Annotated in this window: 11 protein-coding genes and 1 tRNA gene; 5 read left to right on the top strand and 7 right to left on the bottom strand. The window is 36.2% G+C overall.

The genetic code is table 11. From position 1 onward, the window contains the following. Window positions 1–12 precede the first annotated feature (12 nt). Genes ACFINH_RS03675 through ACFINH_RS03665 form a run of 3 tightly spaced genes read right to left on the bottom strand, consistent with a single transcriptional unit; the run spans window position 13 to window position 2,198 of the window. Window positions 13–801 (bottom strand): cytochrome c biogenesis CcdA family protein, encoded by a 789-nt coding sequence (locus ACFINH_RS03675; protein WP_375611585.1) that lies wholly within the window; start codon window positions 799–801, stop codon window positions 13–15. A gap of 44 nt (window positions 802–845) precedes the next feature. Then, on the bottom strand, window positions 846–1,835 hold the full coding sequence (locus ACFINH_RS03670; RefSeq protein ID WP_375627806.1) for a carboxypeptidase regulatory-like domain-containing protein: 990 nt from the start codon (window positions 1,833–1,835) through the stop codon (window positions 846–848). Window positions 1,836–1,874: 39 nt separating this feature from the next. After that, window positions 1,875–2,198 carry an iron-sulfur cluster assembly accessory protein gene (locus ACFINH_RS03665; RefSeq protein ID WP_273791197.1) on the bottom strand — a complete coding sequence of 108 codons (324 nt, stop codon included), beginning with the start codon at window positions 2,196–2,198 and terminating at the stop codon, window positions 1,875–1,877. A gap of 108 nt (window positions 2,199–2,306) precedes the next feature. Between ACFINH_RS03665 and ACFINH_RS03660 the strand changes: the two genes are divergently transcribed. The 3 genes from ACFINH_RS03660 (at window position 2,307) to ACFINH_RS03650 (ending at window position 7,989) form a co-directional block, all read left to right on the top strand. Then, a complete protein-coding gene (locus tag ACFINH_RS03660) occupies window positions 2,307–3,509 on the top strand; it encodes a deoxyguanosinetriphosphate triphosphohydrolase (RefSeq protein ID WP_375627797.1) in 1,203 nt (400 codons plus the stop codon). 30 nt (window positions 3,510–3,539) lie between these two features. After that, complete coding sequence (gene argS, locus ACFINH_RS03655) at window positions 3,540–5,297, top strand: arginine--tRNA ligase (protein ID WP_375632178.1); 1,758 nt, start codon at window positions 3,540–3,542, stop codon at window positions 5,295–5,297. Between the two features lie 151 nt (window positions 5,298–5,448). After that, window positions 5,449–7,989, top strand: coding sequence for an SPOR domain-containing protein (locus ACFINH_RS03650; RefSeq protein WP_375632177.1), 2,541 nt, complete (start codon window positions 5,449–5,451; stop codon window positions 7,987–7,989). Window positions 7,990–8,166: 177 nt separating this feature from the next. On the opposite strand, the gene ACFINH_RS03645 is transcribed toward ACFINH_RS03650, so the two are convergent. Beyond that, window positions 8,167–8,442, bottom strand: a complete 276-nt coding sequence (locus tag ACFINH_RS03645) for a hypothetical protein (protein WP_375611528.1) — start codon at window positions 8,440–8,442, stop codon at window positions 8,167–8,169. Window positions 8,443–8,752: 310 nt separating this feature from the next. On the opposite strand from ACFINH_RS03645, the gene ACFINH_RS03640 reads away from it, so the two are divergent. Next, window positions 8,753–9,859: a branched-chain amino acid aminotransferase gene (locus ACFINH_RS03640; protein ID WP_375632176.1), complete on the top strand. Its 1,107-nt coding sequence runs from the start codon at window positions 8,753–8,755 to the stop codon at window positions 9,857–9,859. A gap of 105 nt (window positions 9,860–9,964) precedes the next feature. Here the strand turns inward: ACFINH_RS03640 and glpX are convergent, their stop codons facing one another. Both glpX and ACFINH_RS03630 read right to left on the bottom strand, forming a co-directional pair. Beyond that, window positions 9,965–10,951 (bottom strand): class II fructose-bisphosphatase, encoded by a 987-nt coding sequence (gene glpX / locus ACFINH_RS03635; RefSeq protein ID WP_375617770.1) that lies wholly within the window; start codon window positions 10,949–10,951, stop codon window positions 9,965–9,967. Window positions 10,952–11,095: 144 nt separating this feature from the next. Continuing rightward, window positions 11,096–12,412 carry a homoserine dehydrogenase gene (locus tag ACFINH_RS03630; protein ID WP_375632175.1) on the bottom strand — a complete coding sequence of 439 codons (1,317 nt, stop codon included), beginning with the start codon at window positions 12,410–12,412 and terminating at the stop codon, window positions 11,096–11,098. A gap of 1,335 nt (window positions 12,413–13,747) precedes the next feature. Between ACFINH_RS03630 and ACFINH_RS03625 the strand changes: the two genes are divergently transcribed. Beyond that, window positions 13,748–13,822 (top strand) — tRNA-Glu (locus ACFINH_RS03625). Window positions 13,823–13,911: 89 nt separating this feature from the next. Here the strand turns inward: ACFINH_RS03625 and ACFINH_RS03620 are convergent. Next, the gene (locus ACFINH_RS03620; RefSeq protein ID WP_375632174.1) at window positions 13,912–14,286 is read right to left on the bottom strand and encodes a helix-turn-helix domain-containing protein; all 375 of its coding nucleotides are present in this window, start codon (window positions 14,284–14,286) and stop codon (window positions 13,912–13,914) included. Window positions 14,287–14,429: the final 143 nt, after the last annotated feature.

Raw genomic sequence — 14,429 nt, 5'->3', positions numbered from 1 at the left:
AAACACATAAGACTAACGAGAAAATCCAAAAAAAATCATAATATTGTGCCAACGAATATCTTCAATATAACTCAACGAAGGATAATGTTCTAAAAGCCAAAATGAAAGATCCTGCATAGAACCTGTTAAAAACAAAATCCCTGTAAGAATAAGAAAAACACCAATGATTTTTTCAACTTTTCCTAAATGAATACGAAAAGCTCCTAAAAATCGCATAAAACTGCTCGAAAATAAAGCTGCTAACATAAAAGGAATAGCAAGACCTAATGCATAAACCGCTAAGAGAACAGCTCCCTCTCCCACAGTTTCTTTTGTTCCAGCAAGCGTTATAATAGGACCTAAAATAGGGCCAATACACGGTGTCCAACCAAAGGCAAAAGCTAAACCGATAATATACGCGCCTAAAGGACCAGCAGGTGTTTTTTGGGTTTGAAAACGCGCCTCACGAAATAAAAAAGCGATCTTGAAAATCCCCAAAAAATTTAAACCAAAAATAATAATGACAATTCCAGCAGCAAGGGCAAACCAATCACGATAATAACCGATGAATTTCCCAATTGTACTAGCACTGGCACCTAAAGCAACAAAAACAGTCGTAAACCCAAGAACAAAAGCAATAACAGAAGATAATAAAGCCCACCGGATAAAGACTTTCTCATCAGGCTTTTCTGAACGAAAATCATCAATACCAACCCCTGCCATATAGCACAAATAAGGAGGAACTAACGGCAAAACGCATGGTGACAAAAAAGAGAGTGCCCCAGCAAAAAACACACCAACTGTTGAAATTTCAATCAAAATTCATACCCCGTCTTTCATCATAGTTTACCCCCCATGAACAACAATCAATCCACATCTTCATCAACTCGCTGCATATTTTCTTCATTCGCTATCACACTTATATCTTCATCATGACCAGAAACGACTGAAAAAACTTTTTGATAGATTTTATCTTTATTTTTAGCAATTGCAATATACTCTCCCTCCGCTAACACGAGTGAAACATACGCACCTACTGTTTCATAAACGATATCACCAGAATCATTGGCAAGAGACCAACTTGTATCTGCAAGCGCTTCTCCTCTTTCTTGTCGCACCAGCTTTAAGACAATCTGAGCGGCCTGATGTTCAAGAGTAACTTCTGTTATTTTACCCGCATCCACTTGAATATCCGAACGAGCCGTCGCATTAATAGAACCATAATGGGAAGCAACATGGTAGCGGCCAGCTTTTAAACGCACAACTGATTGGGGTTTAACATTTGATATAATTACTCCCGTATCATCATTTTCTTTTTCATCCTCATAAATGGTAAAACGGAGTTCCTTTTCATTCATTACGCCATTGAGCAGTGTTGCATTTAAAATGACACCACCAGCCTCAAGATTAAAGTTTTTTACAAGACTCTGCCCATTTTCTAAACGAATATGGCGCACAGCACTCATATGACCAAATGAGACATGAACAAGATAATTTCCTGGTTCGAGATCAAAACGTGCACTTCCCCCCTTATAGGTTGCCACTAATGGTAACTTATTATCAATCCCTAGAATAGGAGCATAAACCCGCCAGACAAGCCCTTTTTCAATATCCGGATGACTATTTGTTAATCGAGCATTCAAAATGAGTTGTGTTTGAGATGCTAAGTTTTCGTTCTCCTGCTCTTGAGTCTTTACAATAAAACTCCTTGATTGTCTCTGCTGCTGATCTTGCCCTTCTCCTGCTTCAGAAAAAGCACAGTGGCTCCAAGTCAATAAAGAAAGCGCCACGCACAACCATACACATCGGTGCACTATTTTTATAAGAATACCCATTTTTGCATTGTTGACCAACATGATCTTTTTTTCAAGAAACAATATCACACAGCCATCATTTTAAATTGAGAAACTTACACCACAACCACATGATGAAACAGCATTGGGATTGTGGATTTGAAAAGACTGCCCCATAAGATCATCAACAAAATCAATCTCAGCTCCTTCCATAAAAGGAAGTGATAGTAAATCAATAAACACAACTGCCCCGTCTTTTTTGAGAACGAGGTCATCTTCACACATTTCAGAAACCAAGTCATATTTATAAGAAAAACCAGAACACCCACCACCTTCAACAGAAATACGTAATGCTATTTTATCGGGTTCACGCAAAAGTATCTGTGCAATTTTTTTGGCAGCAACATCTGAAATTTTCACATTCATTTTATATATCCTTGCATTAAACCATCAAGAAAGAGTATCCTACACTCAAAGAGCAGTTTATTTCTCATAAACCACTCTCAATTTTAAGATGATAATAGACAGCTTGCAATGGATATAGGCAATATCAACTTCAATTACCAATCTCGAGCAGTATACAGTGCTCATCCACAAACAAGCCGTGGTCGATTATACCATGAAACGATGAGCACCACACGCTCACCTTTTCAACGAGATAGAGATCGTATTATCCATTCTAATGCATTTCGACGTCTTAAACATAAAACGCAAGTGTTTATTGCTGATGAAAGCGATCATTACCGTACTCGCCTAACCCATTCCATAGAGGTTTCTCAAATTGCAAGAACATTAGCCCGTGCCCTGTGTCTTGATGAAGACCTTGCCGAAGCCATTGCCCTTGTTCACGACTTTGGACACACACCCTTTGGCCATGCAGGAGAAGATGCTCTTAATGAAGCCATGGTACATTATGGCGGCTTTGATCATAATGCACAAGCATTACGCATTGTAACAAAACTAGAACAGCGCTATGCAAATTTTGATGGACTTAACCTTACATGGGAAACCCTCGAAGGACTAGTAAAGCATAATGGTCCCCTTTTAGGTCCTCACGCAAAGAATAAGGAGGTTCCTATCGATATTTTACAATACAATGCAAAGCAAGACCTTGCACTCGATTGTTTTGCAGGGCTAGAAGCGCAATGTGCTGCTATTGCAGATGATATCGCATACAATGCGCATGATATTGATGATGGTCTACGTTCGCAATTTTTAACACTCGATCAATTTGAACATGTTCCACTAACAGCAGCAATATTAAAAGATATAACAGATGAGCATCCCCACCTCGACCAAGCGCGTCGCGGTTACACACTTGTACGAAGACAAATAACAACCATGGTTGAAGATGTTATCAAACAATCACAAGAAAATTTAGCACGCATCAAACCAACAAGCATAAACGATATTCACCAAGCAAAACAAACCATTGTCACCTTTTCACCGACAATGACCGTTTATGAAAAAGAACTAAAAAACTTTTTATTTAAAAATCTTTACTACCATGAACAAGTTCTTAGTCGTCGCAATGCAGCAAAATGCATTGTACAAAAATTATTCAATTGTTATTATGAAAATCCAAATACAATGCCTGAAAGTTGGCAGAGCAAAACAGTGCACTTAAAAAATCAAGAGTTAGCACGTTTGATTGCTGACTTTCTTTCAGGCATGACGGATCACTACGCTCTACGTGAATATCAGCGTTTATTTGACCATACAGATAATTTCGTTTAATGGCTTTTGGCATCATCATGGAAGCTAAATATGAATATCTTTAAAAATTTCGAAAAAAAAATTAAGAGATCAATTGAATTATCTGATATAAAAGGAAAAAATGGAGAAGATCTAGATTTATCAAAAATCACTGTTGATCCTCCGCGTGATTCCTCCCATGGTCATTTATCAACCAATGCTGCTATGGTGCTTGCAAAATCTATTGGAATCAATCCACGTGCACTTGCAGATAAAATCATAGAACTTCTTAAAAATGATTCCTCTATCGAAAATATAGATGTTGCCGGTCCTGGTTTTATCAACATCAAGCTTACAAAATTATTTTGGCAAGATGTTATAAAATCCATGCTTGAATTAGGTACTTCTTATGGTCGTATCCCAATGGGACAAGGAAAACGTGTCAATGTTGAATATGTTTCAGCAAATCCGACAGGGCCAATGCATGTAGGACACTGCCGCGGAGCCGTTGTTGGAGATGTCCTTTCCAATTTGCTACAATTTACGGGCTATAACATTACGAAAGAATATTATATCAATGATGCGGGTCAACAAATCGAAGTCCTCGCCCATTCGGTACTATTGCGCTATCGTGAAGCTCTTGGGCAAGAAATTAATGAAATTCCAGAAGGACTCTATCCTGGAGAATACTTGATACCATTGGGTCAATCGCTTGCTCAAGAGTTTGGTGACCAACTCCTCACGATGGATAAAGATGAAGCCTTATCTCTTGTGAAAGAACGTGCAATTCATGCAATGATGTCCATGATTCGCGAAGATTTGGCTGCTCTTAATATTTATCATGATATCTTTTTCTCTGAGCGAATGCTTTATGCAGATAATGCACGCGCCATTCGTAACACCATCAACGACCTCACTTTAAATGGTTATATCTACAAAGGAAAACTCCCCCCTCCCAAAGGACAAAATACAGAAGACTGGGAACCAAGCGAACAAACTTTGTTCCGTTCAACAAATGTCGGTGATGACCAAGACCGTGTTTTAGTCAAATCTGACGGTTCTTACACTTATTTTGCTGCTGATGTTGCTTATTTTCGGGATAAATTTAATCGTCATTTTGATGAAATGATTTATATTCTAGGCGCAGACCATGCGGGCTATGTAAAACGACTAGAGGCAATGGCAAAAGCAATTTCTGGGGATAAAGCTAAATTAAGTGTCTTCTTGTGTCAATTGGTAAAACTTTTTCGCAACGGTCATCCTGTACGCATGTCAAAAAGAGCAGGATCTTTTGTCACTCTACGGGATGTTGTCGAAGAGGTTGGGCGTGATCCTGTGCGTTTTATGATGCTATACCGTAAGTGTGAAGCACCTCTTGATTTTGATTTTGCAAAAGTAACAGAACAATCAAAAGATAACCCCATCTTTTACGTACAATATGCAAGTGCACGTTGTCACTCAGTCTTTCGTCAAGCACAAGAAGCGCTTCATATTAAAAGCTTTTCAAATAATACATTGATTGCCCATCTTCATCGATTAACAGATGACCATGAAATATTGTTAATACGCAAACTTTCTGAATATCCACGTATCATTGAACAGGCCGTAATTCATAAAGAACCGCATCGATTAGCGTTTTACCTTTATGACCTTGCCTCCAGCTTTCACACCCATTGGAATAAAGGGAGTGAAAATCTCAATTTACGCTTTATTCAACCTGATGATAAAGAGTTATCCTTTGCAAGATTAGGATTGATACAAGCTGTTATCAATATTTTATCATCAGGGCTTACCATCATAGGAGTCGAAGCACCCATAGAAATGCGTTGAAAAAGTTCTATAAATACATACAATAGGTACTCTATTGATAAACTTTTTCATGTATCCTTGCATGAGAGGGGGAAAATTTATAATTTTAATATAACAAATCAAAATCAACCATTGATTGCACGTAAGTGCAAACCATCATGTGAGAAAAGCTATGAGCGATAACGATCGCAAAAATCTACACGAAACAAAACACGATCATGAACACCATGATCCTTTAGAAAGGCTTACGCGCATTTTTAATCCGCACAAACAAAGCGGAAACCAAAATGAGCAATCTTCTTTAAAAACAGAACGATCAACATCTCACCCCGAAACATCATCCCATGATGATGATTTTGATTTCTCCTTTCTAGAAGAGGAACTTGAAAAAAATTTAGCACATGACTTACCGTTTGATGATCAAAAAAAACAATGGGACTTGCATGCAACCAGCAACGCAACAGCCTCAGATATTGCACAATTTTCTTCTTTCAACCATTCAAAACAAAATAATTTAAACCATTCAAAACAAAATAATTTATCTGAAGAGAAATATTCTTCACCTAGCAGTCATGATGAAGAACAAATTTTAGATGAGCTTTCTCCATTACCAATCCCAAAGAATCAATCACATCAACAGAAAAAAACAGCAACCAATGCTGATCCTTTTCTTGAAAAAAGTAATCTTATGTCACAATCAGAATCAGAAAATTTCTTTTTTGATAAATCTGAAAGGCACGAAAATAAGAGAGAGACGCCAGAAGATGTTGAACAAACCAATCGTTTTTCACAAATAAATTCACAACAACCTGAGACTACGAATATACAAAAAACTTATGAGGACAATCAAAACCTCTATGACACTCCTATAAACCATCCCTATAAAATTTCAGCTGATCAAGAAAATTGGATTAAAAAAGATTATCCTGATGTCTCCTCTTCTACAGAGGAAAATGAGTTTTTCTCATCTTCTAATCTTGTGTCAGAAAGACAAAACACTGCAAGAAATCAAACAACAAGTACCTTCTCCTCACCTTTAGATTCTCCACCAGTTGATAGACAATCTTATTTAAAGGGGGCTTCACAAGAAGATCATACAACCAATTATCCCCATTTTTTTGCAGAAAACCCCTCACAACAAGAAACTTATGGCGAAAAAGTTCCGATATATGATGAGGCTCGAGCCCAATACATCAATAACGCCGAAGGTGCCTCTAACCCAAATAGAGAAATTTCATATAATGAAAATAATTTAGATGAGTTTCTTTCCTCATCCCCCTCTTTAAATACAAAACAAACGGATGGCTTTTTTGCCCATAACTATACGCACAGAGATACTCCCCCTCCCAATGTTGATACTTATAAATTTTCAGAGGAAATCGTAGAAAAAACTGGTCCTATTATGGTTCCAGAAGTCCCGTATGAAGCGCCAGAATATGATGTGCCAACTAATGGTGGTTTAGAAGAAGAATTTGCTGATGTACTCAATGTAGGGAATGTCCCAACGGATAATTTTTCTCAAAAAAAACAGAAAAACGAGGTTTTTAGTGAAGTTTTTCATCAGTCTATGCAAAATTCAAAAGAAGGTGTTTATATAAACTCTAAAGAACAAAATTCCGACTATTTTTCTTCTGCCAATATGGAATATAATTTTCCCTCTTTTAGCGAGAATTCATCATACACAAACTCAGATGAGGTTCCCACACCTCCATCAGCTCCTCCTCCCTTAAAAAGTTTTATTTTTGGTAAAACTTTCATTAAAGTTTTTTTTATACTTATTTTAATAGGACTTGGGTTTGCTGGTTATTCTCATTTTTTTATGCCATCACAAAAAAATGAAGAAACGGTCATTATCCACGCTGATAATACGCCTTTTAAATTCAAACCAGAAACAACTGAAACGAAAAATGATGTTGCACATAATTTAGATATCTATAAACAAACAACTGAACAAAATGAGAAACAAGAAAATACACAACAATTTCTTATTGATAACTCTGAACAACCTGAAAATTTAAAAGAATTAAACCCTGAAGAATCTTCAAGCGTTTCCTCATCGTCTTTAAATGAATCTGATGTTGAAGATGCAGTCACAGAAGCCATAAATCATACTATTCCAATGCGAGAAGTACAAACTGTTATTGTCAATCAAGATGGTACAGTTACACTAGCCCCTGCGCATCAAACAAACAGCAAAACTGCTGCTCAATCTGAAGAAAGCATTGATCAAACTTCTAATGAACTTCAAGATTCGTCCCTTGTTTCGTCGCATGATTCTGATATAAACGACCAAGAAAGAGATCATGATCTCAAAAATAATATTGATAAAATAATCGCAGAAAATAATTCTAGCTCAAATATTGAAGAAAAATTTATCCCTATCCCTTCTCATGCAGAAAGAAATACACAAGTTGAAACACCAGCCGCGTCTCGCCCCATATCACCAAACAGAGTCGCAGCACAAAATTCAGAAAGTTATTACGTACAACTTGCATCTCAACCAACGTATGAGCTCGCTAGAAATTCTTTAAAAAATATGAAATCTAAATTTGGATTCCTTATCGGTGCCCGTTCTTTAAATATTCAATCCGCTTTTATACCAGGAAAAGGTACTTATTACCGTGTTCGGATTCAAGCGCAAGACCGTAATGAAGCCATAATCCTTTGTGAATCCATTAAAAGTTCTGGTGGAAGCTGCTTCATCACACGCTAAACCAATAATGCAACGGTTTTAACAACCGTTGCATTATTTATTTCCATACCATTTAATTACTTATCAAAAACTTCAGAAATTAAAATCATTCCTCTCTTTTTTATGTCTTTGTGCTGACTTTATTCCTTAATCTACGTCGATTTTCGCCCTATCTAAAAGATTATATTTACGAAAAAATTACTCCGTACCCTTATAGGTATAAGGTACAGGAGGAAGCGAATTTAAATCTTTTTTGGGCGTTGTTACACTTTGGCTTGTTTCTGGGGTATTATAACGCGAACTATGTTCAGGAGATTTTGCAAAAAAAGATCCTAAAAAACCAAAAATAAACCAGATAATAACCATCGCAAGAAGAATAGCAAAAATACCCTTAGCGATTGAAACAGGTTGTTCACGACCTCTTCTTTCTGCGGCCATACGTTCTTCATATGTGTGATAATTTTTATCAATCATAGTGGATTCCTTTTCTCAATTCCCTTACCTTTAAATTTCTAGAAAATATGCATATATGAAATTATTCAGATACTTATTGTGAGAAAACGATAATTATAAACAAAAGTTCCAGTTTACTTCATAAAGTTGAGAAAAAGAAGCGAGGATAGAATTAAAATATCTACCCTACTCTAGCCTTTGAATTCTATAATAAACCCCTTTGTATTCTATAATAAAACATTGACACAAAGGTTTTGTTAATAATAGAGTTATAATCAAAATATTTCATTATTTTTATTAATAAAAATGAAACATACTCAAAAGGTTTTTTATGAAATCTCCCATATCATCGCTTCCCTTTAAAATAGAAAAACACCCATCTCCTCTGTCAGAAGAAAAATATGAAGAAATTTTAAAAAGTCCTGGTTTTGGTCAATTTTTTACAGACCACATGTGTACTATTCAATGGACTGAAGACAAAGGCTGGCACAATGCCGTCATTTCTCAATACAAAGCTTTAGAAATTAACCCTGCAAGTACCGTTTTACATTACGGACAGGAAATTTTTGAGGGTTTAAAAGCATATCGTGCAAAAGATGGACGCATCTTGCTCTTCCGTCCTGATGCCAATGCACAACGCTTTATAGAATCAGCACAACGTTTAGCTATGCCAGAATTGCCAAAAGATATTTTTCTGGATGCCGTTCATCAATTAGTAAAGATTGATCAAAAATGGGTTTCTGATCAGCCCAACGCTAGCCTCTATATCCGTCCATTTATGTTTGGCAATGAAAACTTTTTGGGAGTCCGCCCTTCTCAAGAATATCTTTTTTGTGTCATAGCCTCTCCAGTTGAATCCTATTTCAAAGGAGAAGAAAAATCTGTCAGCGTCTGGATTGAAACAGATTATAGTCGTGCCGGTCCAAGAGGAACAGGGGCTGCCAAATGTGGTGGAAACTATGCAGCAAGCTTACTGGCACAAAAAACTGCAACTGAAAATAATTGTAGCCAAGTACTCTTCCTTGATATGATTGAACATAAATGGATTGAAGAACTTGGTGGTATGAATGTCTGCTTTATTATGGACAATAATACACTTGTAACCCCCCCACTTAATGGAACTATCCTTCCAGGGATAACCCGTGATTCAATCTTAAGGTTAGCTCAACAAATGGGATTAAAAATAGAAGAGCGTCCTTATTCTTTTACAGCGCTTCAAGATGATGCAAAGAGTGGACACCTTAAAGAAGCCTTTGCTTGTGGTACAGCTGCCGTTGTCACATCAATTGGTCGTTTTAGATATAAAGGGGGAGAATTTATTATTGGAAATGAAACAGTTGGAGAAGTTACAAAGCAGCTTCGTACACAATTGGTTGGCATTCAAAAAGGGAACATAGAAGATAAAAATGGCTGGGTACATTCTGTCCAGATCTCATAATATTTAAGGTATTCTCATATCTATAAACGCTTCCATGAAAGTAGATTCATGGAAGCGTTTTTCCTAGAAAAACTCCCTCTATTTTTAGTGACAAAAAAGAAAGCATTAATCAAATTTCGAATGATTTCTATGCTTTGCTTTAATATTACGGACTGTACCCGTATGGGAGCGCATTACGAGAGTTTCCGTTTGAATGTAACGAGATGTAAATTTAACACCAGAAAGCATATTGCCATCTGTCACCCCTGTTGCTGAAAACAAAACATCACCCTTTGCCATTTCTTCCATTGTATAAACCTTATTGGGATCACTAATCCCCATTTTAGCTGCACGAGCAATTTTCTCTTCTGTATCAAGCAGCAAACGACCTTGCATCTGTCCTCCAATGCAGCGCAAAGCAGCAGAAGCTAAGACACCTTCAGGTGCTCCACCAATCCCCATATAGATATCAATACCTGTTTCTTCTGGATCAGTTGTATCAATAACAGCAGCCACATCTCCATCCCCAATCAAGCGAATCGACGCCCCTGTCGCTCGTACTTCATTAACCAATTTTTCATGACGAGGTCTATCCATAATACAAACAACAATCTGATTAACAGTCACTCCTTTAGCCTTCGCAAGAGCATGTATATTATCGGTAGGACAAGCATCTATATCGACTACTCCCTTTGGATAACCAGGACCAATAGCAATTTTGTTCATATAAACATCAGGGGCATAAAGGAGATTACCCTTTTCAGCAATTGCAACTACTGCCAAAGAATTGGCAATATTTTTAGCACAAAGTGTTGTACCCTCTAGTGGATCAAGTGCAATATCGATCGCCAATCCACTTTGAAGACCTACTTTTTCTCCAATATAAAGCATAGGCGCTTCATCCCGCTCACCTTCACCAATCACCACTGTACCATCAATAGGCAATCGATTAAGTTCCTGCCGCATTGCATCTACAGCAGCTTGATCCGCTGCCTTTTCATCGCCACGTCCGCGCCAGCGTGCAGCAGCAACAGCAGCACGTTCAGTAACACGTACCAATTCAAGCGTCAAAATACGATCAAGTCCATTTAAAATCTTCTGAGTTGTGGGCATATGAAAAAATCCTACCGAATGAATACCAGAAAAAATATGAGTCCTTATTAAATACTAAGAATAAAGTTTTTTGGCAAAGATGAAAATTTTCCACAAGAGATAAAAGAACTCAAGCGTTCCTTTTTGTCATTATCAAGAAAGTTATCAATTCTCTGTCATAGGTTCAATACGAATAAATTGAGATTTTGCAACAAGATGTCCATCTTTTTCAATTTCTGCAAGTGCCTGTCGTACATTCACCTCTGTTGTTTCATGCGTAATTAAAATAATTGTTTTTTCAATTTGATCTTCTACAAAAGATCTTTGAACAATCGACTCCAATGAGATGTGATTATCAGCCATATGCCTTGCGACCGCGGCAAAAACACCAGTACGATCATGAACATTTAAACGAATAAAATAACCACCTGCATGATGCGAAATACGTGCTTTTTTATGAGGAGCAAGTTCTAATGCTGGGCGTCTTAAAACAGGTGCATACTGAAAACCAGAACGTGCTTTTGCTATATCAGCCAAATCACCAATAACGGCTGATGCTGTTGCCTTTCCTCCGGCGCCAGGACCAGAAAACAGTAATTCACCTAATAAATCACTTTGAATAGAAAGAGCATTGGTTACACCATTTATCTGTGCAATCATTGAGGATGTTGGTACCATTGTTGGATGAACGCGTTGCTCTATTCCAGAATCCGTTTTTAATGCAACCCCTAAAAGCTTAATCCGATACCCCAATTCATCAGCTGCTCGAATATCAATTTGCGAAATATTATGAATTCCTTCAACATAAACATCATCTAACGAAACAGCAGTTCCAAATGCCAAGCTTGTCAACAAAGCTAATTTATGAGCAGTATCATTTCCCTCAATATCAAAACTTGGATCTGCTTCAGCATACCCAAGTCTCTGTGCATCTGCTAAACAATCTTTAAATGAAAGACCTTCCGTAAACATGCGTGTTAATATATAATTACATGTTCCATTGAGAATACCATAAATTCGCGATATGCGATTACTGACAAGTGATTCTCTCATCGCTTTGATGACAGGAATTCCCCCTGCAACAGCTGCTTCAAAATGAAGAAAAACACCTTTTTTTTCTGCAATTATAGCCAGCTCTACGCCATGTTGAGCAAGAAGAGCTTTATTGGCTGTTACAACATGATGTCCCGCCTCAAGCGCTCTCTTAACAGCGGTATACACCACATCCAATTCACCACCAATTAACTCTACAAAAACATCAATCTCATCAGAAGCAGCCAACTCCACAGGTGAATCAAACCATTTTATACCACTAAGATCAATTCCACGATTGCGACCTTTATCACGCGCACTAACAGCAACAACTTTGATGAATCGCCCACATTGACAAGCTAAACTATTCGCTTTTTCAAATAGAGTTCGAACAACTGAAGTACCAACTGTACCAAGTCCCGCAACGCCAACTTTTAAAGCTTCTGCCATATTCTAACCACTGATCCCTATCTTCATTGAAGAATCGTTTAAATGATGTGCCAATCAACACAAAGAATATCTATATCCATAAAAACAAAAGAAATATCCCGCTCTATTCACTTTATTTTCTCCAATAGAATTATCCCCGCTTATTCAATCAACATTCCTAAAAATATAATATTTATTGTCTTCAAAGATTTCAGAATCTTATAAAATATTTAATTCAGAATGAAAATCTGTAAAACTGATAAATGCAAGTTGCCATAAAGAAAAGTTCTAAAAAATAATCAATAACAAGTTAAAGAATATTGAAGACTTAGTAAGAAAGAATAAAAATATCTCTTCTAAATCGACAAATATGGAACAAAAAACATTCTTTCATATGATAAATTAAGAGAATGGATAAAATAAAGTAGTTCAGTCAATAATAACACATTCCTTCCTACCATTCCATAGCTTAAACTATAAATCTTTAATGCAAAAATCTTAACGCACTCATATATCAAAATAGAACCTTACATTAAAGTAAAACACAAGACTTAATATGCACACACCATAATTCTAAAATATTATAAATATGGAAAATAAATTTGCAAAATTCGAATATTTTATCTCAACTTATTGCCACCTCTTTAAAAAACTAGCGAATTGAAATGACAAAAATCTCAATCTGCCCTTTATCGACGCTAATTCATTTTCAAATCAAAAACCTTCTCAATATGTAAAAGAGCAAATGAATGGTTTTTAATTTTAAAAATTTTACAGACATGTAAAAGTAAATATGAAAAAATATTTTTTTATATTTTCTATAAAAATTGCTTTAATATTTTCATTTTTATCATACAGATATCTATTTATATTTTGTTAAACTGCAAATAATCTATGGATTATTCATAGAAAAACTTTTGTATTATTTGTTAATTTGGTAATAAATATTGTCTTTCCACTTCATAAATTATACAGTTTTTGCTTTATGATAAGCTCAAATGAGAAGTCTTTCTGTATAAAGGCTCTTTCAAGCAAGTTAAATAATATTCTCATGTGGTGAGCAAAGATAACAAGCGATAAAATATGCAAAAAATAAATACATTAAAAATGCTGTTTTTGATCATTTTTGCCTACTCCTCAAAACTGAAAATATCATTCCCTGAGATGATACCCACATCAAAATTTTCTATCAATCATGATAACTTTATATTTTTTCTACAAAAAATCTTAGAAAACAAAATGATCTAAACAGGAATCGCTCAAAAATTATTCAATAAAACACACTTTTTTCAAAAAAAATGACACAGAGGGCTTGCGAAGTAAAAAGATCCTCTCTATAAGCCTCATCATTGGTTTGCGCCCATCGTCTAGCGGTTAGGACATCGCCCTTTCACGGCGGAAACAGGGGTTCGATTCCCCTTGGGCGTACCATGTTTCTTTTTTCTGTACATAATCTATTGATTTTATATATCTTTTTTAAAGTACGGGATACGTGGATAAAAGTTAGGGAATAGGATTTTCTAACATTTCTCTATAAAGCACGCTTCGCACAATGTTTCTAATATTTCTTTGAAGTCTGCTAACGCTTCTTGATGTAAGCCATCTAAAAGTCTCATAAACGCAACAACAATTTCACGTTGCAACGGAGTAGAAGGCTTTATGATGATGCTTTTTCGACAAGAATAGGCTTCTTTTTTTAAGAGAGAAGCCTTCTCTTTATCTAAACCATAAAGCTCTATGATCTTTTCCTCCAGTCCTACAGGAACAGATTTTTTGCCAATTTCGACAGAAGATAAAAATGCTACAGATATGTCTAATTTCTTAGCCATATCTAAAAGGCGTTCTGAGTGATCAATGCGAAGTTTCCGTAAAATTTTACCAAAAGATGTAACCATATAAAAAGTCCTATTAGAGAAGAAATATTTCTTCTGATTCTAACAAATCTTTTTATGATTTTCTTCAATTATTGCGAATCAAGAGTTCTTTTCGGGGTGGTTTTTTAGCAAAACCAGAGGTCCAAAGGGTCTCTAATTCTAAA

The sequence above is a fragment of the Bartonella sp. AA74HLJMH genome (assembly GCF_042197045.1).
In the GTDB taxonomy this organism is placed as follows: Bacteria; Pseudomonadota; Alphaproteobacteria; order Rhizobiales; family Rhizobiaceae; genus Bartonella.
This window is presented reverse-complemented; position numbering and strand designations above follow the sequence as displayed.

Bases quoted from the DNA above. Each gene is read 5' to 3' on its own strand.
- ACFINH_RS03670 (WP_375627806.1), bottom strand. From the start codon at position 1,835: ATGTTGGTCAACAATGCAAAAATGGGTATTCTTATAAAAATAGTGCAC.
- ACFINH_RS03665 (WP_273791197.1), bottom strand. From the start codon at position 2,198: ATGAATGTGAAAATTTCAGATGTTGCTGCCAAAAAAATTGCACAGATA.
- ACFINH_RS03660 (WP_375627797.1), top strand. From the start codon at position 2,307: ATGGATATAGGCAATATCAACTTCAATTACCAATCTCGAGCAGTATAC.
- argS (WP_375632178.1), top strand. From the start codon at position 3,540: ATGAATATCTTTAAAAATTTCGAAAAAAAAATTAAGAGATCAATTGAA.
- ACFINH_RS03650 (WP_375632177.1), top strand. From the start codon at position 5,449: ATGAGCGATAACGATCGCAAAAATCTACACGAAACAAAACACGATCAT.
- ACFINH_RS03645 (WP_375611528.1), bottom strand. From the start codon at position 8,442: ATGATTGATAAAAATTATCACACATATGAAGAACGTATGGCCGCAGAA.
- ACFINH_RS03640 (WP_375632176.1), top strand. From the start codon at position 8,753: ATGAAATCTCCCATATCATCGCTTCCCTTTAAAATAGAAAAACACCCA.
- glpX (WP_375617770.1), bottom strand. From the start codon at position 10,951: ATGCCCACAACTCAGAAGATTTTAAATGGACTTGATCGTATTTTGACG.
- ACFINH_RS03630 (WP_375632175.1), bottom strand. From the start codon at position 12,412: ATGGCAGAAGCTTTAAAAGTTGGCGTTGCGGGACTTGGTACAGTTGGT.
- ACFINH_RS03620 (WP_375632174.1), bottom strand. From the start codon at position 14,286: ATGGTTACATCTTTTGGTAAAATTTTACGGAAACTTCGCATTGATCAC.